This is a genomic window from Streptomyces sp. KPB2, from assembly GCF_003950055.1.
Taxonomy (GTDB): Bacteria; Actinomycetota; Actinomycetes; order Streptomycetales; family Streptomycetaceae; genus Streptomyces; species Streptomyces salinarius.
The window spans coordinates 6,565,701-6,590,497 of sequence record NZ_CP034353.1 but is presented as its reverse complement, the minus strand read 5'-3'; the positions used below and the strand labels follow the sequence as shown (position 1 = coordinate 6,590,497).

At 73.1% G+C, this 24,797-nt stretch carries 23 protein-coding genes; 6 read left to right on the top strand and 17 right to left on the bottom strand.

The window, feature by feature from the left end:
• Window positions 1–51: 51 nt before the first annotated feature.
• The 5 genes from D1J63_RS29775 to infC form a co-directional block, all read right to left on the bottom strand.
• On the bottom strand, window positions 52–1,200 hold the full coding sequence (locus D1J63_RS29775; RefSeq protein ID WP_102932822.1) for an ATP-binding protein: 1,149 nt from the start codon (window positions 1,198–1,200) through the stop codon (window positions 52–54).
• 50 nt (window positions 1,201–1,250) lie between these two features.
• Window positions 1,251–2,099 (bottom strand): RNA methyltransferase, encoded by an 849-nt coding sequence (locus D1J63_RS29770; RefSeq protein WP_125633088.1) that lies wholly within the window; start codon window positions 2,097–2,099, stop codon window positions 1,251–1,253.
• 180 nt (window positions 2,100–2,279) lie between these two features.
• Window positions 2,280–2,663 carry a 50S ribosomal protein L20 gene (gene rplT / locus D1J63_RS29765; RefSeq protein WP_003977226.1) on the bottom strand — a complete coding sequence of 128 codons (384 nt, stop codon included), beginning with the start codon at window positions 2,661–2,663 and terminating at the stop codon, window positions 2,280–2,282.
• 97 nt (window positions 2,664–2,760) lie between these two features.
• A complete protein-coding gene (rpmI, locus tag D1J63_RS29760) occupies window positions 2,761–2,955 on the bottom strand; it encodes a 50S ribosomal protein L35 (protein ID WP_003977225.1) in 195 nt (64 codons plus the stop codon).
• A 113-nt stretch (window positions 2,956–3,068) separates the two neighbouring features.
• Window positions 3,069–3,713 carry a translation initiation factor IF-3 gene (infC, locus tag D1J63_RS29755; protein ID WP_102932824.1) on the bottom strand — a complete coding sequence of 215 codons (645 nt, stop codon included), beginning with the start codon at window positions 3,711–3,713 and terminating at the stop codon, window positions 3,069–3,071.
• Between the two features lie 398 nt (window positions 3,714–4,111).
• Here infC and D1J63_RS29750 point away from each other — a divergent pair, with 398 nt between their 5' ends.
• Window positions 4,112–4,477 carry a DUF1844 domain-containing protein gene (locus D1J63_RS29750; RefSeq protein WP_061445672.1) on the top strand — a complete coding sequence of 122 codons (366 nt, stop codon included), beginning with the start codon at window positions 4,112–4,114 and terminating at the stop codon, window positions 4,475–4,477.
• 24 nt (window positions 4,478–4,501) lie between these two features.
• Here D1J63_RS29750 and D1J63_RS29745 read toward each other — a convergent pair whose 3' ends face one another.
• Window positions 4,502–5,233 carry an SseB family protein gene (locus D1J63_RS29745; RefSeq protein ID WP_125633086.1) on the bottom strand — a complete coding sequence of 244 codons (732 nt, stop codon included), beginning with the start codon at window positions 5,231–5,233 and terminating at the stop codon, window positions 4,502–4,504.
• Window positions 5,234–5,298: 65 nt separating this feature from the next.
• Between D1J63_RS29745 and D1J63_RS29740 the strand changes: the two genes are divergently transcribed.
• The gene (locus D1J63_RS29740; protein WP_241235709.1) at window positions 5,299–6,189 is read left to right on the top strand and encodes a class A beta-lactamase-related serine hydrolase; all 891 of its coding nucleotides are present in this window, start codon (window positions 5,299–5,301) and stop codon (window positions 6,187–6,189) included.
• Window positions 6,190–6,212: 23 nt separating this feature from the next.
• Here D1J63_RS29740 and mycP read toward each other — a convergent pair whose 3' ends face one another.
• Complete coding sequence (gene mycP, locus D1J63_RS29735; RefSeq protein WP_125633084.1) at window positions 6,213–7,394, bottom strand: type VII secretion-associated serine protease mycosin; 1,182 nt, start codon at window positions 7,392–7,394, stop codon at window positions 6,213–6,215.
• On the bottom strand, window positions 7,391–8,104 hold the full coding sequence (locus D1J63_RS29730) for a hypothetical protein (protein ID WP_125635913.1): 714 nt from the start codon (window positions 8,102–8,104) through the stop codon (window positions 7,391–7,393). The genes mycP and D1J63_RS29730 overlap by 4 nt, the downstream gene beginning before the upstream one ends.
• A 1,464-nt stretch (window positions 8,105–9,568) precedes the next feature.
• Between D1J63_RS29730 and D1J63_RS29720 the strand changes: the two genes are divergently transcribed.
• The gene (locus D1J63_RS29720) at window positions 9,569–10,777 is read left to right on the top strand and encodes an amino acid deaminase/aldolase (RefSeq protein ID WP_102932547.1); all 1,209 of its coding nucleotides are present in this window, start codon (window positions 9,569–9,571) and stop codon (window positions 10,775–10,777) included.
• Between the two features lie 24 nt (window positions 10,778–10,801).
• Here the strand turns inward: D1J63_RS29720 and D1J63_RS29715 are convergent, their stop codons facing one another.
• From D1J63_RS29715 to glnA4, 4 genes are read right to left on the bottom strand one after another with little or no spacing between them, the layout of a single operon-like run.
• Window positions 10,802–11,722, bottom strand: a complete 921-nt coding sequence (locus tag D1J63_RS29715) for a DUF2510 domain-containing protein (RefSeq protein ID WP_125635911.1) — start codon at window positions 11,720–11,722, stop codon at window positions 10,802–10,804.
• 37 nt (window positions 11,723–11,759) lie between these two features.
• Window positions 11,760–12,542, bottom strand: a complete 783-nt coding sequence (locus tag D1J63_RS29710) for a 3-oxoacyl-ACP reductase (RefSeq protein WP_125633082.1) — start codon at window positions 12,540–12,542, stop codon at window positions 11,760–11,762.
• Window positions 12,539–13,942 carry an aldehyde dehydrogenase family protein gene (locus tag D1J63_RS29705; protein ID WP_125635909.1) on the bottom strand — a complete coding sequence of 468 codons (1,404 nt, stop codon included), beginning with the start codon at window positions 13,940–13,942 and terminating at the stop codon, window positions 12,539–12,541. The genes D1J63_RS29710 and D1J63_RS29705 overlap by 4 nt, the downstream gene beginning before the upstream one ends.
• Window positions 13,943–13,959: 17 nt before the next feature.
• Window positions 13,960–15,318 (bottom strand): gamma-glutamylethanolamide synthetase GlnA4, encoded by a 1,359-nt coding sequence (gene glnA4, locus D1J63_RS29700; RefSeq protein ID WP_125633080.1) that lies wholly within the window; start codon window positions 15,316–15,318, stop codon window positions 13,960–13,962.
• A 107-nt stretch (window positions 15,319–15,425) separates the two neighbouring features.
• Between glnA4 and D1J63_RS29695 the strand changes: the two genes are divergently transcribed.
• Together D1J63_RS29695 and D1J63_RS29690 are read left to right on the top strand one after the other, a co-directional pair.
• The gene (locus tag D1J63_RS29695) at window positions 15,426–16,136 is read left to right on the top strand and encodes an FCD domain-containing protein (RefSeq protein WP_125633078.1); all 711 of its coding nucleotides are present in this window, start codon (window positions 15,426–15,428) and stop codon (window positions 16,134–16,136) included.
• A 91-nt stretch (window positions 16,137–16,227) separates the two neighbouring features.
• Window positions 16,228–16,920 carry a gamma-glutamyl-gamma-aminobutyrate hydrolase family protein gene (locus D1J63_RS29690; protein ID WP_125633076.1) on the top strand — a complete coding sequence of 231 codons (693 nt, stop codon included), beginning with the start codon at window positions 16,228–16,230 and terminating at the stop codon, window positions 16,918–16,920.
• Between the two features lie 202 nt (window positions 16,921–17,122).
• Here D1J63_RS29690 and D1J63_RS29685 read toward each other — a convergent pair whose 3' ends face one another.
• Entirely contained in the window at window positions 17,123–18,097 is a 975-nt protein-coding gene (locus D1J63_RS29685) for a LysR family transcriptional regulator (RefSeq protein WP_125633074.1), read from the bottom strand.
• 70 nt (window positions 18,098–18,167) lie between these two features.
• Between D1J63_RS29685 and D1J63_RS29680 the strand changes: the two genes are divergently transcribed.
• Entirely contained in the window at window positions 18,168–19,340 is a 1,173-nt protein-coding gene (locus D1J63_RS29680) for a TDT family transporter (RefSeq protein ID WP_125633072.1), read from the top strand.
• On the opposite strand, the gene D1J63_RS29675 is transcribed toward D1J63_RS29680, so the two are convergent.
• From D1J63_RS29675 to D1J63_RS29660, 4 genes are all read right to left on the bottom strand, one after another.
• Window positions 19,267–19,986: a helical backbone metal receptor gene (locus D1J63_RS29675; RefSeq protein WP_125635907.1), complete on the bottom strand. Its 720-nt coding sequence runs from the start codon at window positions 19,984–19,986 to the stop codon at window positions 19,267–19,269. The genes D1J63_RS29680 and D1J63_RS29675 overlap by 74 nt on opposite strands.
• A 19-nt stretch (window positions 19,987–20,005) precedes the next feature.
• Window positions 20,006–20,575, bottom strand: a complete 570-nt coding sequence (locus D1J63_RS29670) for an XRE family transcriptional regulator (RefSeq protein WP_102930529.1) — start codon at window positions 20,573–20,575, stop codon at window positions 20,006–20,008.
• Window positions 20,576–20,980: 405 nt separating this feature from the next.
• Window positions 20,981–23,596: an ABC transporter permease/substrate binding protein gene (locus tag D1J63_RS29665; protein WP_125633070.1), complete on the bottom strand. Its 2,616-nt coding sequence runs from the start codon at window positions 23,594–23,596 to the stop codon at window positions 20,981–20,983.
• Window positions 23,589–24,719, bottom strand: a complete 1,131-nt coding sequence (locus tag D1J63_RS29660) for a betaine/proline/choline family ABC transporter ATP-binding protein (RefSeq protein ID WP_102930527.1) — start codon at window positions 24,717–24,719, stop codon at window positions 23,589–23,591. Before D1J63_RS29660 ends, D1J63_RS29665 begins: the two co-directional genes overlap by 8 nt.
• Between the last annotated feature and the right edge of the window lie 78 nt (window positions 24,720–24,797).

The following is a 24,797-nucleotide window of genomic DNA, read 5'->3' as shown; positions in this document are numbered from 1 at the left end:
GGTGGAACGCTGATTACGCCCGTGGGGGCCGTCGGCCGTCTCAGGTGCTTGTCAGCTGAGGTACGCCGGTGCCGCCACGGGCAACGTAAATCGGAACTCGGCGCCGCCGCCGGGGGCGCGGCCGACCGTGATGGTGCCGCCGTGGGCTTCGACGATGCCCTTGACGATGTACAGCCCGAGGCCGGTGCCGCCGCGCTTGCTGCCCCGCCAGAAGCGGGTGAAGACGCGGTTCATGGATTCCTCCGGGATGCCCGCCCCCTCGTCGCTCACCGTGACCGACGTGCCGGTGTCCTCCCCTTCGCGGGGCGACGCCGTGGGCGTGATGTCAATGGTGACGGTTCCCTCGCCGTGCCGCACGGCATTTTCCAGCAGGTTGCTGAGCACCTGGTCGACCTTGTCGGGGTCGGCCCACAGGTCGGGCAGCGGCTGCGCGAGGCGGAGCAGGAACCGGTCGGCCTCCTGGCCGGCGGCGACGTACGCCTGGATGTGCCGGCCGACGGCGGCGCCGATGTCGACGGGCTGGCGACGCACCTCCAGCCGGCCGGAGTCGATGCGGGAGATGTCGAGCAGTTCGGCGATGAGCCGGGTGACCCGGTCGGCGTCGGCGTCGACGGTCTCCAGCATCAGCCGCTTCTGGTCGTCGGTGAACCTCTCCCACTTGGCCAGCAGCGTGGCCGTGAAGCCCTTGACGGAGGTGAGCGGGGAGCGCAGTTCGTGGGCGACGGTGGCGATCAGCTCGGCGTGGCTGCGCTCGGTGCGGCGGCGGGCCTCGGTGTCGCGCAGGGTGACGACGACGCGGTGGACGGGGCCGAGGGGTTCGGTGCGGACGTAGCGGGCGGTGACCAGGACCTCGCGACCGCCGGGGAGCAGGAGGTTGCGCTCGGGCTGGCGGACGCGGATGGCGAGGCCGCCGTAGGGGTCGGTGAGCTGCCACCAGCGCCGCCCCTCCAGGTCTTCCAGGGGCAGCGCGCTCTCCAGGGGCTGTCCGAGGGCCGCGGCGGCGGGGGTGGCGGTGATGCGGACGGCGGCGGCGTTGAAGCAGATCACCCGCCCGTGCTCGTCCGCGACGACCAGCCCGTCGGGCAGCTGGTCCGGGTCGACGCCGAGGCCGGCGGGAGCGGCAAGATCGCCGGGAGCACGGGGCGCGGGCGGACGCGGCGCGCCCCCTGCTCCCGGTGCGCTGCTCGTGCCGACGCTCATCCCCGTACCCCACCTCTCAACCGCGCAGGGGCCCTGAGCTGGTCACCCTACTAGCTCGTGGTGACGGAGCGGCACCCTCCGGCGGCGCGCTGTGCACGCGCCGACGCGTAGAGACATACGGCGGCGGCGGTCGCCAGGTTCAGACTCTCCGCCTTTCCGTGGATCGGGACGCGCAGCACGGCGTCGGTGAGGGCGCGGGTCTCCTCCGGAAGCCCCCAGGCCTCGTTGCCGAACACCCAGGCGGTGGGGCCGCCCATGGTGCCGGCGTCCAGCTCGGTGTCGAGGTCGTCCTCGCCCGCACCGTCGGCGGCCAGCACCCGGACCCCGGCGTCCCTGAGCCCGGCGACGGCGCGCTCGACGGGGACGCCGACGGCGACCGGCAGGTGGAACAGGGAGCCGACGGAGGCGCGTACGGCCTTGGGGTTGTACAGGTCGACGGAGGCGTCGGTGAGCACGACCGCCTCGGCCCCGGCGGCGTCGGCGCAGCGCAGCACGGTGCCCGCGTTGCCGGGGTCCCGCACGTGCGCGAGGACGGCGACGAGCTTGGGCCGGGCGGCGAGGATCTCCTCGAACGGCGTGTCGAGGAACCGGCAGACCCCGACCAGACCCTGCGGGGTGACGGTGGTGGAGATGTCCTGGATCACCGCGTCGTCGGCGAGATGCACCCGCGCGCCCACCTCACGCGCGGCCCCGACGATGTCGGCGTACCGCTCGGCGGCCTCGACGGTGGCGAACAGCTCGACCAGCGTCTCCCCGTACCCCGCGGCCTCCCGCACGGCCTGCGGCCCCTCGGCCAGAAACAGCCGCTCCTTCCCCCGAAAGTTCCGCTTCCCCAGCCGCCGCGCGGCAGCGACACGGGGGGAACGGGGAGAAATCAGCTCGGGGCTGCCAGGTCGCACTCTTGCTCACCTTCACATTTGAATCAACGCGGACTGCAACGCGCCCCTCAGGGGCGCGGGGAACTGCGCGACCAGCCACAACGCACCCGCGGCAGACAACGAACCCAACGACGGCAATCGAAGGGACCCGCAGGCTCCAGCCTGCGGGTCCCTTCAACTACGGCTCAAGCCAGCGCAGCGTCACGCCGCCTTCGGCGCGTTCACATCGCTCGGCAGCGCCTTCTGCGCGACCTCGACGAGCGCGGCGAACGCGTTCGGGTCGTTGACGGCCAGCTCGGCGAGGATCTTGCGGTCGACCTCGACGTTGGCGGCCTTCAGACCCTGGATGAAGCGGTTGTACGTGATGCCGTTGGCGCGGGCAGCGGCGTTGATGCGCTGGATCCACAGCTGGCGGAAGTCACCCTTGCGCTTCTTGCGGTCGTTGTAGTTGTAGACCAGCGAGTGGGTGACCTGCTCCTTGGCCTTGCGGTACAGGCGCGAACGCTGACCGCGGTAGCCGGAGGCCTGCTCGAGGATCGCCCGGCGCTTCTTGTGGGCGTTGACTGCCCGCTTGACGCGTGCCACTTGTTAACTCCTTGTAGCGGGGCCGCGGTGGTCCTCACGCGGCCCGGTATCGATTGGGTCCCGGTCCTGCCGTACGGCGCTCAGCGGCGCCCGTACGTCACTTGCCGAGAAGCTTCTTGATCTTCGCGGCGTCGCCCGGGGCCATCTCGGCGTTGCCGGTGAGGCGACGCGTCACGCGGGACGACTTGTGCTCGAGCAGGTGGCGCTTGCCGGCGCGCTCACGGAGCACCTTGCCGGAGCCGGTGATCTTGAAGCGCTTGCTGGCACCGCTGTGCGACTTGTTCTTCGGCATAGCGCCGTTCTCTCCTCGTCGGTGGCGCTCCGGTGCCCGGTCGTGAAACCGGGCACGGTGTGGAGCGTCGCTCTTGTATCGGTTGTGTCCTGGGGACTGGCGGTCCCCCGGGGTCACGCGTCGGCGGGCGCCTCGGCCGGGGCCTCGGCTTCGGCCTCCGCGGCGTTCTGCGACTTGCCGGGGTTCGCCTTCGCGTCCGCCTTGCGCGCTTCCTGCGCCTGGCGGGCCTCGGCCATCGCCTCGGTCTTCTTCTTGTGCGGACCGAGGACCATGATCATGTTTCGGCCGTCCTGCTTCGGGTTCGACTCCACGAAACCGAGGTCCTGGACGTCCTCCGCGAGACGCTGCAGCAGTCGGTAGCCGAGCTCCGGCCGGGACTGCTCGCGACCACGGAACATGATCGTGATCTTGACCTTGTCGCCCTGCTTGAGGAACCGGACGACGTGACCCTTCTTGGTGTCATAGTCGTGCGGGTCGATCTTCGGCCGGAGCTTCATCTCCTTGATGACCGTGTGCGCCTGGTTCTTGCGCGCCTCACGGGCCTTCATGGCCGACTCGTACTTGAACTTCCCGTAGTCCATGAGCTTGCACACGGGCGGACGGGCGTTCGCCGCGACCTCGACGAGGTCGAGGTCGTACTCCTGCGCAAGCTCCAGGGCCTTGGCAAGCGGGACAATCCCGACCTGCTCGCCGCTGGGACCGACAAGTCGCACCTCGGGAACGCGAATCCGGTCGTTGATGCGGGGCTCGGCGCTGATGGATCCTCCTCGGTAGCACCACGCGACGGTCTGGCGGACAGCCGCGTAACGTCTGTGTTCGATAGACCTAACCGCGCCGGCACACAAAAAATGCCCCGGACGATCACAGGCGGGGCTCCTCGAACTGCTACCGGAGCACCGCCGCGATGACCGCGGGGCGCGATTTCGGGCTGGTCACCGCCGCTGGGACGGGACCGCCTGACCGGTGACCCGCCGTCCGGAGGACGGCCAGGTGGGAGTTCGAAGCCTCCACTTGTGGGCCGGATCCGCTGCCGTGGGCGTACGTGTCCGACCGGTCGTTACACAAGGTTAGCAGCTCGGGAGAGCGTGCGCTAACCCGGTGTCTCCCCGCCCTCCTGCTGTCAAGGGGGCCGGGCCGGGGCCTTATCGTGTGCGGCATGAGTGAGACCCCTCCCGAATCCTCGGCGAATCCCGACTTCGACGCCATGACCCGCGACATCGCCGAGGTCCCGGCGGTCGAGGTGATCGTGACGGTCGCCGTCAACCTGATGAGCGCCGCCGCCGTGAAGCTGGGCCTGACCGAGGAGGGCGAGGACCACAAGGACCTGGACGAGGCCCGCAAGCTGGTGCACGCGCTGGCCGGTCTGCTGGACGCGACCGCGACCGAGATCAGCTCGTTCCACGCGGCCCCGCTGCGCGACGGCCTGAAGTCGCTCCAGCTGGCCTTCCGCGAGGCCTCCCTCGTCCCCGACGAGCCGGGTCAGGGCCCGGGCGAGAAGTACACGGGCGCGGTCTACGGCTGACCGCCGCCCCGCCGCATCCGGAAGCTACCCCCGCACGTACAAGGGCTCGCCCGGCGGCGTCGCCCCGGCCGGCAGCAGTGCCAGGTCGAGGCCGCGCACCAGGCGGGCCCTCAGTGTGTCGTCGGCGGCCAGCCGCTCGGCGACCGCGCGGGCGGCCTTCGCCGCGTCGGCGTCCGGGTCCAGGACCAGCGCCAGGGTGCCGTCGGCCCGTCCCGGCCCGAGGTGGGCGCGGAGCACGGCGGGCTCGTCGGCGAGGGCGGCGCGCACGGCCCCGGCGACGGCGGGGTCGGCGAGCGGGTCGGTCGTCGTACGCCCCTCGGCCAGCGCCAGCAGCACCTGCCCGGTCAGCTCGAACGCCACCGGACCCGCCAGGTCCAGTACGACGGTGTCCGCCTTCTCGTGCGCGGCGGCCTCCAGCGCCTGGTGCACGGCCACGGCGACGGGGCGCGCGGCGGGGTCCCAGCGGGCGAGCGACGCGGTGGACGTGAACGCGGGGAGCGCGGTGCGGTCGCCCGCCTTCAGGGTCGGGACGGCCATGTCGCTGGTCTTCTCCCGGCGCAGCCCGTTCTCGTCCTCCTCCACTTCACCGAGTACGGCGACGACGGGTACCAGCAGCCGGGCGCCCTTGAGCGCCTCGAGGACCGGCGTCACGGCGGTGCGGTCCTCGGCCCAGGCGGCGAGCGCGGCGCTCAGCCGGGGGTCGGCGGTGCCGTCGTCGTCGGAGAAGGCGGAGTCGGGGATGTTCTTGTTCGCCACGGTTCCCGACCCTATCGGGGTGCGGGTACGGCGCTTCCCACCGGCCTCTCAGGGATCTCCGACGTATCTCTGGCCCGGGTCTCACCCCCGTCGTGGGCGCCGTATCGTCGTCGGCTTCGGCACCCTCGGGCGGGGAGGAAGCGGTGGAGACGGTCGAGCCGGTGGAGACGGTCGAGCCGGTCGAGACGGCCGGGCCGCAGGGGGACGGTGACGCGCGACTGGCCGCGGCCATGACGTCGGTGCCGGTGGCGGACGGCGCCGAGGTGTCGGTGGCGGTGCTGGACCCGGACTCCGGCGAGAGCGCCTCGTACGGCACGGGCGCCTACGACACGGCGAGCATCGTGAAGGTCGACATCCTGGCGGCGTTGCTGCTCCAGGCCCAGGACGCGGGGCGTTCACCGACGGCCGCGGAGAAGTCGTACGCCGCCGCGATGATCGAGAACAGCGACAACGACTCGGCGTCGGCGCTGTGGCGGGCGATCGGGACGGCCGACGGACTCGACGCCGCCAACGCGCGCTTCGGCCTGACGGGGACGGAGGGCGGCGAGGGCCCGCTGTGGGGGCTGACGCAGACCACGGCGGCCGACCAGGTCGCGCTGTTGCGGCAGGTGTTCGTCGCCGACGGCTCGGAGCTGACCGCGGCCTCGCGGGCTTGCGTACGGGAGCTGATGGAGCGGATCGCCGACGGTCAGCGGTGGGGCGTGTCGGCGGCGGCCGACGGGCCCGGCGGGACGGGCGGTTCCGGGCGGGCGCTGAAGAACGGCTGGCTGCGCCGCAGCACCACCGGGCTGTGGGTGGTCAACAGCATCGGGCGGGTCGAGTCCGGTGGCCACGGCTACCTGGTGGCGGTGGTGTCGCGGGGCAGTGGCACGCAGGCGGAGGGGATCGCACTGACGGAGGCGGCGGCGCGGGCGGCGGTGGGCGTGTTCACGGAAGACGGCTCGGAGGACCACTAGCGGCTGCTCGCCGGTAAGGGTGATCAGAGGTCGTCGGGGTGTTCGCGGCGGCCTCGCCACAGGACCACGGCCGCGACCACCAGGACGCCGCCCGCGCCGCCGGCCAGCGGGGCGGCCCAGGCCGAGGTGTCGTCGTCGGAGTCGGGGGCGTCGGGTCCCGGGCCGAAGTACTCGTCGCCGTGCGCCGCCGCCCTGAGGCCCTCGGGCTTCAGCCGTCCGGCGGCCTTCATGGCGGCGACCGGGTCGATGAAACCGAAGCCGCGGGAGTCGTCGCGGCCCTCGGCCGGGGCGTTGCGGGCGGTGTCCTCCAGGAGGGCCTTGACCTGGGCCGGGGTGAGATCGGGGTGGGCCGCCTTCACCAGGGCGGCCGCCCCGGAGACGAAGGCGGAGGCGGCGCTGGTGCCCCAGCCCTCGTAGTAGCGGTGGTCGGGGTCGGCGATGATCACGTCGACGCCGGGAGCGCTGACCGTGGCATACCAGCGGCGGGTGGAGAAGGAGGCTCGGGTGCCGTAGCGGTCGACGGCCGTCGCGGCGATCACGCCCGGGTAGGCGGCCGGGTAGGAGACGTGGTCGCCCAGCTCGCCGCCGTTGCCGGCCGAGGCGACGACGACCACGCCCTTTTCCAGGGCGTACTGGATGGCCTCGTCCTCGGCGGGCTCGGGGTGGGCGGAGGCGGAGTCGTCGCCGAGGGAGAGGTTGATGATGTCGGCGCCGTGGTCGGCGGCCCAGCGGATGCCCTCGGCCAGGGCGTTGCCGCGGGTCTTGCGGGCCTTGGCGCGGGAGGGGTCACCGTCCTCCAGGATCACGCGCACGGGCAGGATCCTGGCCTCGGGGGCGATGCCCATGACGCCCTCGGCGTTGCCGGGGCCGTGGCCGTGACCGGCGATGATCCCGGCCATGGCGGTGCCGTGCCGGGCCCAGGAGCGGTCGCCCTCGCTCGCGCCGAAGCCGACCAGGTCCTTGCCGGTGAGGACGTTGCCCGCCAGGTCCGGATGGTCGGCCTCGACGCCGGTGTCCAGGACGGCGACGGTGATGCCCGCGCCCTTGGTGGTGCGCCACGCCTCCTGGGTGTGCAGGGCGCCCAGCGCCCACTGCTGGGCGCGGATGCCGTCGGCGTACGCGGCGGACGCCGGGACGAGGGCGAGGGCGGCGGCGAGGAGGAGGGTCAGCGCCCCGCTCCCGCGGCGGATGTCTGCGGGGGTCACGAGGGGTGCTCCGTGGGGTCGCCGACGTTCTTGCGCAGGGCGCGTTCGACGCGGTCGGCGAGGCCCTGCGCCTCGTGGCCGAGGCCGGCCTGGGCTGGGGCCGACGTGGCGCCCGACTCGATGGCCTCCTCGGCCGGTTCGGGTTCGTCCACGGTGCGGTCGTCGGCCCAGCCGGAGACGGCGTAGACGACGACGGGTGCGTCGGTGAGCACGGAAACGGTCCACGAGGCCCGCTGCGGGGCGCCGAAGCCCTCGGCGACGGTGTCCTTCGCCGCGTACGGCAGGGGCATGAGGTCGGTCCGGCGGCCGAGGCCCTCCTTCTCGAAACGGCCCGCCAGCGAGGTCATGGCGGCGGCGTCGGCCTTGGTGAAGAGCAGGCCGACGGTGGTGACGTAGCTCTGGGTGGCGTCGGTGTAGGTGGCGCGCAGCAGGCGGGAGCAGCCGACCGGGTCGAGCACCTTGGCGAGGAGCCGGTCGAAGGCGCCGGCGCAGTCGCCGTCCGGGGCCACGGCGACCCGCGTCCAGGTGCGGTCGGCTCCGCCGGGGCCCGCGCCCTTGCCCTGGACAGTGGGCGGGAACAGCTGGTCGACGGGCACGCTGTGCCACAGCTCCCCTGCCTCGGCGTACGCGCTGCGCGCGCCGTCGTCCCCGGAGTCCCCGGCGAGCCAGCTGCCGGTGACGGCTCCGGTGAGCAGTCCCACGCCGAGCACGAGGCAGACGGCGGCGGCGAGGGCCTGCGGCTTCGGGCGCCCGCCGAGCGGACGGGGCCGGGCCAGGCCGTCGTACCCCTCGGGCTCGCCGAAGGAGATCCTGGGGCGTGCGTCGTCCGGGAGGGCCGGGGCGCCCGGGGTGCTCCAGGAAAGGGCGGGGGCGGGGGTGGCCGGGGCGGCCGGTCGTGGGGTGGGGAGTGGTGTCCGGGCCGCTGGTTCCGGTGGCGGATCCTGCGCCGTGTCCGCGGGGATCGGGCGCAGTCGGGTGGTCGTCTCGGTCGGTGTCTCGGCGGGGGCACCGGGGCGGTGGCGCGGCGTCTGCGGTACCCCGCCGCCGCGCGGAACCTCACGGCCGACGGTCGGCGCGGTGTCGGGGAAGCGGGCGGAGGCCCGGGGCGGCGCGGGGTCACCGGACCGGCAGTCACCGGACCGGGAATCCCCGGACCGGGAGTCACCGAGCCGGAAGCGCGGGTAACGGGTCCGGGCATCGGAGCCGCCGGAGTCGCCGGGGGTCCCGTCCCGTCCCGCGTCCGAGGCGACACGCCCGTCCGCACCGTCCCCAGGCTGCGCCGGGGTGGCGGAGGAGGACGCTCCGCCGCGCCCCTTCGAGTCGCCCTGCGCGACCTCGGACCCGCCACCAGGCTCCGCCGGGCGCGAGGGGATGCGGGTGTCCGCACGCGGCGGTGCCTGCGGACCGGTCGGGTCCGCCGGACGAGCGCAGGCACCGCCACCCGCTACGGGGTCCGTATCCGACCGGGAATCCGTGCGGGGCGACGTCTCGGGACGGGGGTGAGACCCCCCGGGAGACGAGTCAGAGCGCGACGGCATCCCCGCACGCGGCGGGGTAAGGCGGGGGGAGGTCCCGGGAGGCGACGGCATCCCCGCACGCGGCGGCGTGCTGGGGCGGGGCGGCGTCTCCGTACGCGGCGGCGCGGTAGGGCCGACCGGCGCCTCCGTACGCGGCGGCGTGCCAGGGCCGACCGGCGCCTCCGCACGCGGCGGCGCGGCAGGGCGAGGTGGGGTCTCCGGGGCCGGCGGCGTCGGAGGGTGGGGCGGCCTCGCGGGAGGCGGCGGGGAGGCGGGGCCGGCCGGTGTCTCGGTGTGCGGCGGCGTGGCAGGGCGGGGCGGGGTCTCGGGCTGCGGGGGGAGGGAGGCGCGGCGCGCTTCCGTGCTCATGCACCCCCCGTTTCCTCGGGCCCGGGCCGTTTCTCCGACGCGGGCCGGTGATGTGGTCTCCTGCCCCGGCCCGGCGCGGAACCGATCCGTCCCGGGCACGCATACCCGCACGGGAGGGCCGCCATCCCGGCACGGGCTACGGGGCCCTGCCGCCGGGTTCGGGCCCGCCGTGCGTGCGCGTCACTCTACGGCGTGACCCGGCCGGAGGGGGAACCAGTCCACGCGCCCGTGGCATTGGCCCGGATCGTCCCCCTACCCTGCGGTAATCCTGTCTGGCAGGCTGCCGTCATGACCGCACGCGCCGCAGACCGGGCCCGTTACGACCGGGCCACCGCCCATCTGGACGCCCCCGTGGCGATCGTGGACCTGGAGGCCTTCGACGCCAACGCGGACGACCTGGTCCGCCGCGCCGGCGGCAAGCCGATCCGGGTCGCGAGCAAGTCCGTACGCTGCCGGGCGCTGCTGGAACGGGCCCTGGCCAGGGACGGTTTCGCGGGCGTCATGTCGTTCACGCTGGCCGAGTCCCTGTGGCTGGCGCGCTCCGGTTTCGAGGACGTCCTGCTCGCCTATCCGTCGGCGGACCGCGCCGGGTACGCCGAGCTGACCGCCGACCCGAAGCTCGCCTCCGCCGTGACCGTGATGGTCGACGACCCGGCGCAACTGGACCTCGTCGACGCGGCGCGCGAGGGCGACGGCGGCCGGGAAGTCGTGCGGGTGTGTCTGGAGTTGGACACCTCGCTGCGGTTGTTCGGGGGCCGGGTGCGGGTCGGGGCCCGGCGCTCGCCGCTGCACTCCCCCGCCGAGGTCGCCGACCTGGCCCGCGCCGTGGCCCGTCGGCCGGGGTTCGAGGTCGTCGGCATCATGGCGTACGAGGGACATGTGGCCGGCGTCGGGGACGCGGTGGCGGGTCATCCGTTCCGGTCGCGCGCGGTACGGCTGATGCAGGCCGCCGCCCGTCGCGAACTGGCCGAGCGCCGGGCCGCGGTGGTGCGGGCGGTCCGGGCCGTGGTACCCGGCCTGGAGTTCGTCAACGGCGGCGGCACGGGCAGTGTGCAGCACACCGCCGCGGAGGACGCGGTCACGGAGATCGCCGCCGGGTCCGGCCTGTACGTGCCGCGGCTGTTCGACAACTACACGTCGTTCCGCGGCCGTCCCGCGGCCCTGTTCGCGCAGCCCGTCGTACGGCGGCCCGGCGTCGGGGCCGTGACCGTGCTCGGCGGCGGATACCCGGCCTCCGGCGCGGCCGGCGCCGACCGGCTGCCGGTGCCGTATCTGCCCGAGGGGCTGCGCTACGACCCCCAGGAGGGCGCCGGCGAGGTGCAGACGCCTCTGCTCGGCTCGCCCGCCGACGACCTGCTCATCGGCGACAAGGTGTGGTTCCGGCACGCCAAGGCCGGCGAGCTGTGCGAGCGGTTCGACGCGCTGCACCTGGTGGAGGGGGACGCGGTGACGGCGACGGTGCCGACGTACCGGGGCGAGGGGCACACCTTCCTCTAGTCCGGCCGGCTCCTCGCGGCGGGGTCAGTCCGTCGGGCCGAGGCCGCTGCCGACGCCGCCGCCGGTGTCCGCGTCGCCGATGGGCCGGATGCCCTTGGTGATCTCGTCCATGACGGCAAGGGGCGGCCCGTCCTCGCCGGCGTCGCAGACGTAGCGGACGAGGATCGGGGACTCGGTGCCGACGGTGGAGGGGAACACCATCGACTGCACGTAACCGCCGGGCCCCTTGGCCGTCGTCACCCGCCAGCGCACGTAGTACCCGGCGCGTCCGGCGACCGCGACGGGGCCGGACGCCACCTCCTTGTGGGACTCGATGCCGCCGAAGGGCTTGTTGCCGATCAGGTCGCGGTCGTAGGCGTCGTCGGCCGCGTCCTCGATGTCCTGCTGGGCCAGGACCTTCGGGGAGGACTCGGCGTTGGCCGTGACGGTGCGGGAGACGACGAGGCCGTGCCGGCAGACGCTGCCGTCGGCGGGGCAGTCGTAGGTGCCGTCGGTGGTCATCATGACGTCGTCCTCGGCGACGTACTTGGGCCGGACCCAGCCGTCCGGCAGCGGGAAGGTCACGCCGTTGAGCTGGTCCTCGACCACGGCCGGGTCGTCGGCGGCGGGTGCGGAGGCGGTCGGTGAGGGGGAGGGCGGTGAGGGGGAGGGCGGGTCGTTGACCGGCGAGGGGTCGGTGGCGGTGGCCGTGGCCGGCGGGGTCTGTGTCCGCGGGGTGCCGCCGTCGTCCTCTCCCAGCACGAACACGCCGGTGACGATCGACGCGACCAGGACGGCCGCGGCGCCGGTCACCGCGACGGCCTTCCCGCGTCCGCCGGTGCCCGCCGCCGGTCCGTACCCGACGGGTTCCGGGGGGCGGCGGTGCTCCGTCCAGGCCGTGCCGTCCCACCAGCGCTCCAGGTGCGGGGCCGACGGGTCGCGGTACCAGCCGGGCGGCGGCGTCATGCTCATCCCGGCACTGTAGGACGCCGTGCGCGGGGATCTACAGCGGTGTGACGTACGCCCCCGAGATCCCGCCGTCGACCAGGAAGTCGGTGGCGTTGACGAAGGAGGAGTCGTCGCTGGCCAGGAAGGCGACGGCGGCGGCGATCTCCTCGGCCTCGGCGAACCGGCCGAGGGGGATGTGGACGAGGCGGCGCGCGGCGCGTTCCGGGTCCTTGGCGAACAGCTCCTGGAGGAGCGGGGTGTTGACCGGCCCCGGGCACAGGGCGTTGACGCGGATGCCCTCCCGTGCGAACTGCACGCCCAGTTCCCGGGACATGGCGAGGACGCCGCCCTTGGACGCGGTGTACGAGATCTGCGAGGTGGCCGCGCCCATCCGGGCCACGAAGGACGCCGTGTTGATGACGGAGCCCCGGCGCCGGCGCCGCATGTAGGGAATGGCGGCCTTGCAGCACAGGTAGACGGAGGTGAGGTTGACCTCCTGGACGCGCTTCCACGCCTCCAGCCCGGTCTCCAGGATGGAGTCGTCGTCGGGCGGCGAGATGCCGGCGTTGTTGAACGCGACGTCGACGCTGCCGTAGGTGTCGTACGCCGCCGCGAACAGCGCCTCGACCTGCTCGGCGTCGGTGACGTCGGCCTTGACGAAGATGCCGCCGGTGTCCTCGGCCGCGGCCCTGCCCCGGGTCTCGTCCACGTCGCCGCAGACGACGTGGGCGCCCTCGGAGGCCAGCCGGCGGGCGGAGGCGAGGCCGATGCCGCTGCCGGCTCCGGTGACGACGGCGGTACGGCCGACGAGCCTGCGGCAGACGATGTCTTCGCTCACTGTGCGGGGTCCTCCGTGCTCGACGAGGTGGTGCTGATGAAGACGTTCTTGGTCTCGGTGAACGCGGTCAGCGCGTCCGGCCCCAGCTCGCGGCCGAGGCCGGACTGCTTGAACCCGCCGAAGGGCGTCCAGTAGCGGACGCTCGCGTGGGAGTTGACGGAAAGGTTCCCGGCGCGTACCGCGCCCGACACGCGCAGGGCGCGGCCGACGTCCCGGGTCCACAGCGAGCCGGACAGGCCGTAGTCGGTGGCGTTGGCCAGTCGGATCGCGTCGGCCTCGTCCTCGAAGGGGAGAACGACGGCGACGGGCCCGAAGACCTCCTCGACGGCCACGCGCGCGTGCGCGTCGACGCCGGTGAGGACGGTCGGCGGGAACCAGAAGCCGGGGCCGCCCTCGGGTGCCTTGCCGCGGATGCCGTCGGCGCCGTCGGGGACGTGGGAGCGGACGCGCTCCAGCTGGGCGCGGGAGATCAGCGGGCCCATCTCGGTGCTCTCGTCGGCCGGGTCGCCGACGCGGACGGCCTCGATCGCGGGGGCGAGGAGTTCGAGGAAGCGGTCGTGCACGGACCGCTGGACGAGGATGCGGGTGCGGGCGCAGCAGTCCTGGCCCGCGTTGTCCAGGAACGACATGGGTGTGGCGGCCGCGGCGGCCTCGACGTCGGCGTCGGCGAAGACGATGTTGGGGCTCTTGCCGCCGAGTTCGAGGGTGACGGGTTTGAGGAGGGCGGCGCCCTTGGCGGCCACCCGCCGGCCCACGGCCGTGGACCCGGTGAAGACGATCTTGGCGACGTCCGGGTGCTCGACGAGCGCGTCGCCCGCGACTGGCCCGTGCCCGGGCAGCACCTGGAACAGACCCTCGGGCAGGCCCGCCGCCAGGGCGAGTTCGGCCAGGCGCAGAGCGGTGAGCGGGGTCGTCTCGGCGGGCTTGAGAAGGACGGCGTTGCCCGCCGCGAGCGCGGGTGCCGTGGCCCAGGCCGCGATCGGCATCGGGAAGTTCCAGGGGGCGATGACGCCGACGACGCCGAGCGGTTCGAGAAGCGTGACGTCCAGGCCGCCGGCGACCGGGATCTGGCGTCCGGTGAGGCGCTCCACTCCCCCGGCGGCGTAGTCGAGCAGGTCGCGGACGTTGCCGGCCTCCCAGCGGGCGTTGCCGAGGAGGTGCCCGGCCTGGCGGACCTCCAGGCGGGCCAGTTCCTCCAGGTGCGCGTCGACGCCGGCGGCGAAGCGGCGCAGCAACCGGGCCCGGTCGCCCGGGGCGAGGGCGGCCCAGGCGGTCTGGGCCCGGGCGGCGCGGGCGACGGCGGCGTCCACGTCGGCCGCGGTGGCGGCGGGGACGGTGGCGACGACTTCTTCGGTGGCGGGGTTGAGTACCCGCAGCTCGTCGGGGAGTTCCTCTGACAACTCGGACAACCGGTGCCTCACATGCGTTCGAAGGAGCGGCGCAGTTCCCAGTCGGTGACGGCGGCGTCAAAGGCGTCCAGTTCGACGCGCGCCATGTTGCGGTAGTGGGCGACGACCTCGTCCCCGAAGGCGGCCTTGGCGAGGGTGCTGTTCTCCCAGAGTTCGGCGGCCTCGCGCAGGGTGGTGGGGACGTGTGCGAAGTCGGCGGCGTAGGCGTTGCCGGGGCAGGGCTCGGGCAGTTCCAGCCGCTGTTCGATGCCGTGCAGTCCGGCGGCGACCATGCCGGCCACCGCGAGGTAGGGGTTGACGTCGCCGCCGGGGAGCCGGTTCTCGAAGCGCAGCGAGGGGCCGTGGCCGACGACGCGCAGGGCGCAGGTGCGGTTGTCGTGGCCCCAGGCGACGGCGGTGGGGGCGAAGGAGCCGGGCTGGAAGCGCTTGTAGGAGTTGATGTGCGGGGCGTAGAGCAGGGAGAACTCGCGCAGCGCCACCAGTTGCCCGGCGAGGAAGTGCCGCATGACGTCGGACATCCCGGACCCGTCGGCCATCGCGTTGCGGCCGTCGGCGTCGGCGAGCGAGAGGTGGATGTGGCAGGAGTTGCCCTCGCGCTCGTTGTACTTGGCCATGAAGGTGAGGGACATGCCCTCCTGGGCGGCGATCTCCTTGGCGCCGGTCTTGTAGACGGCGTGCTGGTCGCAGGTGACCAGGGCCTCGTCGTAGCGGAAGGCGATCTCGTGCTGGCCGGGGTTGCACTCGCCCTTGGCGGACTCGACGGTGAGGCCGGCGCCGGCCATCTCGTTGCGGATGCGGCGCAGCAGGGGTTCGACGCGGCCGGTGCCGAGCACGGAGTAGTCGACGTTGTACTGGTTGGCCGGGGTCAGGCCGCGGTAGTTCGCGTCCCAGGCGTGTTCGTAGGTGTCCCGGAAGACGATGAACTCCAGCTCGGTGCCGGCCTGGGCGGTGTATCCGTGTTCCGCGAGCCGTTCCAGTTGGCGGCGCAGGATCTGGCGGGGCGCGGCGAGCACCGGGGAGCCGTCCGCCCAGGCGAGGTCGGCGACGACCATCGCGGTGCCCTCGTTCCAGGGCAGCCGGCGCAGGGTGGCCGGGTCGGCGTGCATGGCGAAGTCGCCGTAGCCGCGGTCCCAGGAGGACATGGCGTAGCCGTCGACGGTGTTCATGTCGGCGTCGACGGCGAGGAGGTAGTTGCAGCCCTCGGTGCCGTGGGCCAGGACCTCGTCGAGGAAGAAGCGAGCGGCGAACCGCTTGCCCTGGAGGCGGCCCTGCATGTCGGGGAAGGCCAGGACGACGGTGTCGATGTCACCGGCGGCGACGAGGGCGTGCAGTTCCTCGACCCCGAGCGGGGGTGTGCGGTCTGCCACGGGGAGAGCCTCCTTCTGGCCGGGAGCCATAAGGTATTGCCGGGAACCATTGGTTGGGAAGGGGGCGCGGCCGCGTGCGGGAGGAATCCGGCGGGAGTGGCGGGAGCGTGACGGACCGGCTGGCGCCGGTACTGCGGCCGGTGCGGGCCGGGAACGGCTTCGAGGAGGCGCTGGAGCAGATCCTCCAGGTCGTGCGGCTGGGCCTGGTGGCGGGGGGCGAGCGGCTGCCGGCCGAGCGGGAGCTGGCGGAACGGCTGGGGATCAGCCGGGTGACGCTGCGCGAGGTGCTGCGGGTGCTCCAGGACCAGGGGCTGGTTCAGGCGCGGCGGGGGCGGTACGGCGGCACGTTCGTGCTGCCGCGGGCGGACGCGGCCGGTGAGGACGAGCTGCGGCGCCGGGTGGCCGGGGTGGACATCGAGGACGTGCTGCGGTTCCGGGAGGTGCTGGAGGTGGGCGCGGCCGGGCTGTGCGCGGCGCACGGGCTGACGGACGCGCAGGCGGGCCGGTTGCGGGAGGCGCTGGCCGGGACGCGCGAGGCGCCGCTGGCGCAGTACCGGCGGCTGGACACGATGCTGCACCTCACGCTCGCGGAGCTGTGCGGCTCACCGGCGCTGGCCGCGCAGTACGCGGCCGTCCGGGCCACCCTCAACGACCTGCTGGACTGCATCCCGCTGCTGGTGCGCAACCTGGAGCACTCCCAGCGCCAGCACGCCGCGCTGGTGGAGGCGGTGCTGGACGGGGACGCGGACGGGGCGCGGGAGATGACGCGGGAGCACTGCGCGGGGACGGCGGCGCTGCTGCGGGGGTTTTTGACCTGAACGCCTTGCCGTGGCGGCGCGCTGCGGCAAGGGTGTGGACGGCAAAGGTGTGGACGCAGCCCATTACCTGGTCCGATCTTCTGGAGGGTGGATGGCGGACAGGCCGCTGATCGGTGTCAGCACGTATCTGGAGTCCGGGGCGCGCTGGGGCGTGTGGGAGCTGGAGGCGGTGCTGCTGCCCGCCGGGTATCCGCGGCTGGTGCGGCGGGCGGGCGGACTGGCCGCGATGCTCCCGCCGGACGATCCCGAGCACGCCGCGGCGGCCGTCGCCCGCGTCGACGGGCTGGTGATCGCGGGCGGCCCGGACGTGGAGCCGGTCCGCTACGGCGCCGAGCCCGACCCGCGCACCGGCCCTCCCGCCCGGGCCAGGGACACCTGGGAGCTGGCGCTGATCGAGGCGGCCCTGGCGGCACGCGTCCCGCTGCTGGGCGTCTGCCGGGGCATGCAGCTGCTCAACGTCGCCCTGGGCGGCACCCTCGTCCAGCACATCGAGGGGCACGCCGAGGTGGTGGGCGTGTTCGGCGGCCACCTGGTCAAGCCGGTGCCGGGGACGCTGTACGCGGGTGTGGTGCCCGAGGAGACGTTCGTCCCGACGTACCACCACCAGGCGGTGGACCGCCTCGGCACGGGCCTGGTCGCCTCGGCGCACGCCGCGGACGGCACCGTGGAGGCCCTGGAACTGCCGGCCGCACCCGGCTGGGTCCTCGGCGTGCAGTGGCATCCGGAGATGGGCGAGGACACGCGCGTGATGCGCGCCCTGGTGGACGCGGCACGGGCGGGCTGAACGACTCCGACGGCACATCACTCCCCCGCCGGACGGCGGACCCCCCTCGGCACCGGCCCGACGGCGGCGGGCCACGCCCTGGACATCACCGGGGGCCCGGAAGCCTTACGAAGGTGCGGCGGGTGCCGTCGCCGGGCGGAACGGGCGGGTTCCGGCGGCCCGCGGGTGCGGTCCGTGCGCCGAGACGACCCCGGCCGCACGTCTACGCCCGGGTCAGGGACAGCAGCCGGCGGGCCGGGCCCGTGGGGCGGTGGCCGGTGGGCCAGACCGCTCGCAGGTCGCGGGCCAGGACGACGTCCGCCACGGGGACGCTCACCAGGCGCCGGGTGGTCAGTTCCTCGCCGACGGCGAGTTCGCTGAGGACGGAGGGGCCGGCGCCGCCCACCGCGGCCGCCTTCACCGCCGTGGTCGACGACAGCTCGATCAGGGGGCGGGCCAGACCGCCCAGCGCCGCGTCCAGGACCTGCCGGGTGCCGGATCCCTTCTCCCGCAGGATCAGGGGGGTCGACGCCAGCTCCGCCGCCTCCAGCGGGCGCCGGCGGCGGGCCCAGGGGTGGCCCGGCGCGGTCACGACGATGAGCCGGTCGTGGCCGATGACCGCGGAGTCGAGGCCCGTCGGCACGCTCACCCCCTCCACGAACCCGAGGTCGGCGTCGTCGGCCAGCAGACGCTCGGCGACCGTCGCCGAGTTGCCGGCGAGCAGCGACACCGCGGTGTCCGGCAACTGGGCGCGCAGCGCGACCAGCCAGCCCGGCAGCAGGTACTCGGCGATCGTCATGCTCGCCGCGACCCTCAGCCGCGAGTCCCGCCGGTCCCGCAGGGCCTGCGCACCCGCGTCGAACGCGTCCGCGGCCTCCACGATCCGCCGCGCCCAGTCCGTGACCAGGGCGCCCGCGTCGGTGAGCCGGGAACCGCGTGGCGAGCGGTCCACCAGGGCGACGCCCAGCTGCCGTTCCATCGAGCGGATGCGGCTGCTGGCGGCCGGCTGGGTGATGCCCAGTTCGCGCGCGGCCCCGCCGAGGCTGCCCAGGCGGGCCACCGCCAGCAACAGCTCCAGGGCCCCGAGGTCCGGCACCCGGTGCGCCAGCGAGCCCGCCACGGACCGCCCCCGGTCGCCCTGCCCGCCCTCGGCGCCACCCGTGCCACCGCCCGCACCACTCGCCGTACCCCTGCTCATAACCCCAGCTTATGCCCTCATAGAGACATGGTCCCTGGTCAGGGCTTTCCCCGGCCGGGACGGTGGAGTCATGGTCACCGCAGCCCAGCCTCGTTCCCCTTCCGCCTCCTCCGCCGTCGGCCCGGCCGTCCGGCGGGTGCCGGCCGTCCGGCATCTCGGGCCCAACTGGTACGCCTGCGTCATGGGCACCTCCATCGTCGGCACGGCGGGAGCCGCGCTGCCCGGTCATGTGCCCGGCCTGCGTTCCCTCTGCACCGCGGTCTGGGCCCTGTCGCTCGTCCTGCTGGTGGTGCTGCTGGCCGCCCGGTCCCTGCACTGGCTCCACCACCGCGACCAGGCCCGCGCCCATCTCCTCGACCCGGCCGCGGCCCCGTTCTACGGCTGTCTGTCGATGGCCCTGCTGGCCGTCGGCGGCGGCGCCCTGGCGCTCGGCCGGGACTGGATCGGCCTGCCGGCCGCGGTCGCCCTGGACACCGTGCTGTTCGTCGCCGGCACGGCGATCGGACTCGCGGCGGCGGTGGCCGTGCCGTACCTGATGGCCGTACGCCACCGGATCGAGCCGGGGCAGGCCAGCCCGGTGTGGCTGCTGCCGCTGGTGGCGCCGATGGTGTCCGCGGCCGTCGGACCGCTGCTGGTGCCGCACCTGCCGCCGGGACAGCCCCGCCAGACGCTGCTGCTCGCCTGTGTCGCGATGTTCGGGGTGAGTCTGTTCGCGACGCTGGTGACGCTGCCGGTGATCTTCGGCCGGCTGCTCACCGGCGGACCGCTGCCGCTGGCGCTCACCCCGTCGCTGTTTCTCGTCCTGGGCCCGCTCGGCCAGTCGACGACCGCCGTCGGCAAGTTCGCGGACGTGGCGCCGGGCGTCTTGCCGGGCCCGTACGCCGAGGGCTTCTCGGTCTTCGCCGTGCTGTACGGGGTGCCGGTGATGGGCTTCGCGGTGATGTGGCTGGCCCTCGCCGCCGCGCACGTCGTACGGGCCCGCCGGGCGGGCATGGGCTTCTCGATGACGTGGTGGTCGTTCACCTTCCCGGTGGGCACCTGCGTCACCGGCGCCGAGGCGCTGGCCCGGGAGACGGGTCTGGTCGTCTACGACGGTCTCACCGTCGCCCTGTACGCCCTCCTCGTGGCCGCCTGGGCCGTGGCCGCCGTGCACACCGCGCGGGGTCTGCTCAGCGGTGCGCTGCTCGCAGGGCCGCGGCCAGGGCCCGGGGCGCCTCGGCCAGTGACGGCCCGTACCACGTGAGGTACCGCCCGTCGACGAGGGCGCAGGGCAGGCCGGGGAAGGCCTCCGGGCCGTCGTCGGCGGTGAAGCGGTACGGCTCGTCCGGCAGGACCACGACGTCCGGGCGGGCCGCCCGCAGTTCGTCCAGCGGAATCCTCGGGTAGCGCTCGGCGTGCGTGGCGTACAGGTGGTCGACGCCGAGGCGGGCCAGGACGTCCCCGGCGAAGGTGTCGCGGCCCAGCACCATCCAGGGCCTGCGCCAGATCGGTACGACGGCCGTGGCGCGCCGCCCCGGGACGGGTGGGTCCGCCCAGGCGGCCTCCGCCTCGTCGAGCCAGCGGGGCCGCGAGGGCGCCCCGCAGGCGGTGAGCGTCCGGTCCAGCTCGGTGACGGCCTGCGGGACGGTGCGCACCTCGGTCACCAGCACCTCGACGCCCCCGGCGCGCAGGGCGTCGAGGTCGGGGGCGCGGTTCTCCTCCTCGTTGGCGATCACCAGGTCGGGGGCGAGGGAGAGGATCCGGTCGGTCTTCGGGTTCTTGGTGCCGCCGACGCGTACGACGTCCAGGCCGGCCGGGTGCGTGCACCAGTCGGTCGCGCCCACCAGCGCCCCGGGGACGGTGCGGGCCACCGCGTCGGTCAGCGAGGGCACCAGGGAGACGACCCTCACGCGCACGCGCTCACCTGCGTCACCTGCGCGGACCTTCCCGGACCGCCTCGATGTGCTCGGCGACGGCGACGACGATCAGCCGGGTGTCGGGCACCGTGGCCCGCCAGCGGTGCCGCACCCCGCCGGTGAGGTACAGCGTGTCGCCCCGCCCGAGCCGGTAGGCGCGCCCCTCGGCCTCGATCTCCACGGCGCCCTCGGCGACGAACATCAACTGGTCGTTGCGGTACTGCAGTTCCCGCCCGGCGTCGTGGTCGCCGGTGAACTCGGAGGCGTGCATCTGGTGGTGCCCGCGCACCAGCGAGCGCACCCTGGGCGCGAAATCGGGGTCGGGGTCCTCGGCGCGGACCACGTCGACGCTGCACGCGGGGTCGGCCGCGGCGAGCAGTTCCACGGCGGTGGTGCGCAGGGCGTCGGCCACCTTCTCCAGGGAGGTCTGGCTGGGCCGTGCCCGGTCGTTCTCGATCTGGCTCAGGAAGGGCACGGACAGGCCGCTGCGCTCGGACACCACGGCGAGGGTGAGTTCGAGGTCGCGGCGCCGCCGCCGTACGGCCGCGCCCACCCGGAGGTGCTGATCTTTGTGGTCGCCCATCGCTCCGGCTCCCTCCTTCACCCGTCCGCGTGCCGTCGACGTGCCCCGTGCGGGGTGCCGTTCTCCTGATGAGTTCTCTGCACCCTACGCATGTTCGGCAAACCGTTTCATGCGGCCGTCACATCGATGTCACGTTGGGGTGGCCGCGACCTCACAGTTCTCGCCACCCGCGGACCGGTCCGCGCACCCTACCGGTTCAAGGCGTGGACGGCCTTCGGTGTTCCCGCCAGCCGCTCCCGTCCCGGCGCGGCCCTGCTCGGGCCGCCGCGTGGCGCTCCGTGGTTGGCCGAATCCCTACCGTGTCCGGGCCGCGAACGACCCGAGGGGCGGGCCGGGCGGTGCGTCTGTCGGGAGAGACGCCGCCGGGCCCACCCCTCGGGGTGACCGTCACGAAGTACCGCGCCGTTACGGGGTCATCCGGCCGACCATGTCCGGGTGCTCCTTCAGCCAGGCCGCGACGGCTTCCTCCTCGTGGCCCTGACCGCGGTCCTTGATCTCGGCCTCCAGGCTGCCCAGCTCGTCCTCGCTCATCTTGAAGTTCTTGATCCACTTCGTGAGCTGCGGGTACTGCTCGGGGAACTTCTTGCTGGAGATGGTCCGGATCGTATTGCCCTCGCCGAAGGCCTTCTTCGGGTCCTTCAGCTTGGTCAGCTCGTAGTCGCTGTAGGCCCAGTGCGGGGACCACAGGGTGACCGCGACCGGCTCCTTCTTGGCGAGGGCGCGCTTGAGCTCGGCCAGCATCGCGGGCGTGGAGCCGTCGACGACCTCGTACTCGTCCTCCAGGCCGTAGCCCGGCAGCACCTCGTTCTTCAGCAGCTGCATCTCACCGGTGCCTGGCTCGATGCCGATGATCTTTCCGTCGAAGAGGTCGCTCTTGCCCTTGAGGTCCGCGAGGGACTTGACGTCCTTCACGTACGAGGGGACGGCGATCTCCAGGGAGGTCGGCTCGTACCAGGTGCCCAGGTCGACGAGGTTGTCCTTGTGCTTGTTCCAGTAGTTGCTCTGGGCGTAGGGCAGCCACGCGTCGAAGTTGAGGTCGATGCCGCCGGAGGCCAGACCGGTGTAGACCGGACCGACGTCCATCTGCTTCAGGTTCATCTTGTAGCCGCGGCGCTCGAGGACGTTCTTCCACAGGTAGGTGACGGCGACGTCCTCCTCCCAGGGGAACCAGGCCACGTCGAGCGGCTGCTTGGCCTCGGCGGGGGTGCCGCCGGAGGCGTTCTCGACCGGGGCGAGCTTGTCGACGACGCCCGGGTTGGCCTTGAGCCAGGTGCGGACGGCCTGCTGCTGCTGTCCCTTGCCGGCCTTGTTGATCTCGGCCTCGAGGCTGGTGAGCTGCTTCTCCGTCATGGAGAAGTCCTTCAGCCACTTGGCCACGACCGGGTTGTCGTCCGAGAAGCCCTTGCGGGACAGCGAGTGCACGCCGTCGCCCTTGCCCCAGGCGCCCTTGGGGTCCTTCAGCTTCTTCAGGTCGTAGTCGTTGTACGCCCAGTGCGGGGACCACAGGGTGACGACGATCGGTTCCTTCTTGCTGTAGGCCCGCTTCAGCTCGGCCAGCATCGCCGGCGTGGAGCTGTCGACGACCTTGTACTCCTTGTCGAGCCCGTACTCCTTGAGGATCTTGCTCTTGAGCAGGTTCATCTCACCGGCGCTGGGCTCGATGCCGGTGATCTTGCCGCCGAAGAGGTCGGCCTTGCCCTTGAGGTCCTCGAGGGAGTTGACGTCCTTCATGTACGACGGGACGGTCAGCTCCAGCGAGGTCTCGTCGTACCAGGAGCCGAGGTCCTCGAGCTGCTTGCCGTACTTCTTCCAGTACTGCTCGTGGGTCGTGGGCAGCCACGAGTCGGTCTGGAAGTCGATGTTGCCCTGGGCCAGCGCGGTGTAGAGCGGGCCGGCCTCGAACTGCTTGGCCTCGACCTCGAAGCCGCGCTGCTCCAGGATCTCCTTCCACAGGAACGTGGAGGCGACGCCCTCGTCCCAGGGGATGTAGCCGATGGAGACCTTCTTGCCGTTGCCGACGTTCTTGCCGCTGCCGGCCGTGTCGGCGTCGCCGGAGCCGCCGCCGAACATGCCCATGCCGCCGGCCACCAGGCCGAGGACGACGATGCCGATCACGGCGACCTGCGGCTGGGGGCGGTAGGACCAGATCTTCAGGCCCTTGGCGGCGCGTGCCTTGGCGGCGGCGCGGCGGCCCAGCGGGGAGACGTGCGTGCCCAGCGCGCTGGTCATGCGGTCCAGGTAGATCGCCAGGATCACGATGGCGAGACCGGCCTCGGCGCCGAGGCCGACGTTGAGCTGGCCGATGGACTCCATGACGTCGCCGCCGAGGCCGCCGGTGCCGACCATGCCGGCGATGGCGGCCATGGACAGGCCGAGCATGATGACCTGGTTGACGCCCGCCATCACCGTGGGCAGCGCCAGCGGGAGCTGGACGCGCAGCAGGGTGTTGCGGGGCGTGGTGCCGAACGCCTCGGCGGCCTCGACCAGTTCCTTGTCGACCTGGCGGATGCCCAGCTCGGTCATGCGGACGCCGGGGGCGAGCGCGAAGATCAGGGTGGCCACGATGCCCGGGGCGGAACCGGTCCCGAAGAACAGGATCGCGGGGATCAGGTAGATCATCGCGGGCAGCGTCTGCATGAAGTCGAGGATCGGCCGCACGAACGCGCTCACGCGGTCCGAGCGTGCCGCCCAGATACCCACCGGCACCGCCACGACCAGGGCGATGATCGTGGCGACCAGCAGGAGCGCCAGGGTGACCATCGCGTTCTCCCACAGTTCGAGGGAGTCGATGAAGGCGAACCCGGCGAAGGAGAGGATGCCCGCGAAGGTGCCGCGCAGCCAGAAGGCGATCACGGCGAAGATACCGGCGAGCAGCAGCGGCTCGGGGGCCTGGAGGACGGCGTTGATGCCGTCGTAGGCGCCGGTAAAGATGTCCTTGAGGAAGGTGAAGAGCCAGGAGACGTTGTCGAGCAGCCAGTCGACGCTGCTGTTGACCCAGTCGCCGAGGGGGATCCTAGGCACGGCTGATCACCTTCTTGCCGCCCTTGTCCCGCGGGGACTGGCAGACGCCGGGTTCGACGTCCTCGTCGCCGAGGAAGCCGATGAGGCGCTGGGCCGGGACGACGCCGACGAGCCGGCGCTCGCCGTCGACCACCGCGACCGCGTGGGGCACCCGGGCGCTGATCGCGCACAGCTCCGAGAACGGCGTCTCGGGCGTGGCGGTCTCGCAGTCGCAGTCGGCCTCGTCGCCGCGCACGTCGGTCTCCATGACGGCGGCCGCGGTCAGGACGCGGGAGCGGTCGACGTCCTTGGTGAAGGAGGCCACGTAGTCGTTGGCGGGACGTATCAGGATGTCCTGCGCGCTGCCTATCTGCACGATCCGGCCGTCCCGCATGACGGCGATGCGGTCGCCCAGGCGCATGGCCTCGTTCAGGTCGTGGGTGATGAAGACGATGGTCTTCTTCAGGGTCTTCTGCAGGTCGAGCAGCTGGTCCTGCATGTCGCGGCGGATCAGCGGGTCGAGGGCGCTGAAGGACTCGTCCATCAGCAGCAGGTCGGCGTCGGTGGCCAGCGCGCGGGCCAGGCCGACGCGCTGCTGCATGCCGCCGGACAGCTCGTCGGGCCAGGACTTCTCCCAGCCGGCCAGGCCGCACAGGGCGAGCGCCTCGTCGGCGCGGCGTTCGCGCTCGGCGCGGGGCACGCCCTGCACTTCAAGACCGTAGGCAGCGTTGTCACGGACGCTGCGGTGCGGGAAGAGCGCGAAGTGCTGGAAGACCATGCTGATCTTCTTGGAACGGACCTCGCGCAGCTCGCGGTCGCTGAGTTCGGTGAGGTCCTGGCCCCCGAAGCGGACGTGCCCGGCGGTCGGCTCGGAGAGACCGTTGAGCATGCGCAGCAGCGTGGACTTGCCCGATCCGGACAGACCCATGACCACGAAGATCTCGCCGGGCTCCACGGTGAAGGACGCGTCGATGACGGCGGCGGTGGTGCCGTCGGCGCGCAGCTCCTCGCGGACGTCCTTCCGGTCCTTGCGGACCTCTCCCTGGTCCTTGCCGACGTCCCCCTGGCGCAGTCGCTCGACGGCCTGGTCCGGTTTCCTGCCGAAGACCTTGTACAGGTTCTCGGCCTCTAGTCTGGCTGACACGCTTACCTCTTGGCTCGGGGGCAGGGGCAGGGCCCAAAGCTCCCCTGACAGTTGAATGCATCAACCAGCTTCGGCCCG

Bases quoted from the DNA above. Each gene is read 5' to 3' on its own strand.
- D1J63_RS29775 (WP_102932822.1), bottom strand. From the start codon at position 1,200: ATGAGCGTCGGCACGAGCAGCGCACCGGGAGCAGGGGGCGCGCCGCGT.
- D1J63_RS29670 (WP_102930529.1), bottom strand. From the start codon at position 20,575: ATGGGCGACCACAAAGATCAGCACCTCCGGGTGGGCGCGGCCGTACGG.
- D1J63_RS29685 (WP_125633074.1), bottom strand. From the start codon at position 18,097: ATGAGCAGGGGTACGGCGAGTGGTGCGGGCGGTGGCACGGGTGGCGCC.
- D1J63_RS29690 (WP_125633076.1), top strand. From the start codon at position 16,228: ATGGCGGACAGGCCGCTGATCGGTGTCAGCACGTATCTGGAGTCCGGG.
- D1J63_RS29750 (WP_061445672.1), top strand. From the start codon at position 4,112: ATGAGTGAGACCCCTCCCGAATCCTCGGCGAATCCCGACTTCGACGCC.
- rpmI (WP_003977225.1), bottom strand. From the start codon at position 2,955: ATGCCGAAGAACAAGTCGCACAGCGGTGCCAGCAAGCGCTTCAAGATC.
- D1J63_RS29720 (WP_102932547.1), top strand. From the start codon at position 9,569: ATGACCGCACGCGCCGCAGACCGGGCCCGTTACGACCGGGCCACCGCC.
- D1J63_RS29680 (WP_125633072.1), top strand. From the start codon at position 18,168: ATGGTCACCGCAGCCCAGCCTCGTTCCCCTTCCGCCTCCTCCGCCGTC.
- D1J63_RS29715 (WP_125635911.1), bottom strand. From the start codon at position 11,722: ATGACGCCGCCGCCCGGCTGGTACCGCGACCCGTCGGCCCCGCACCTG.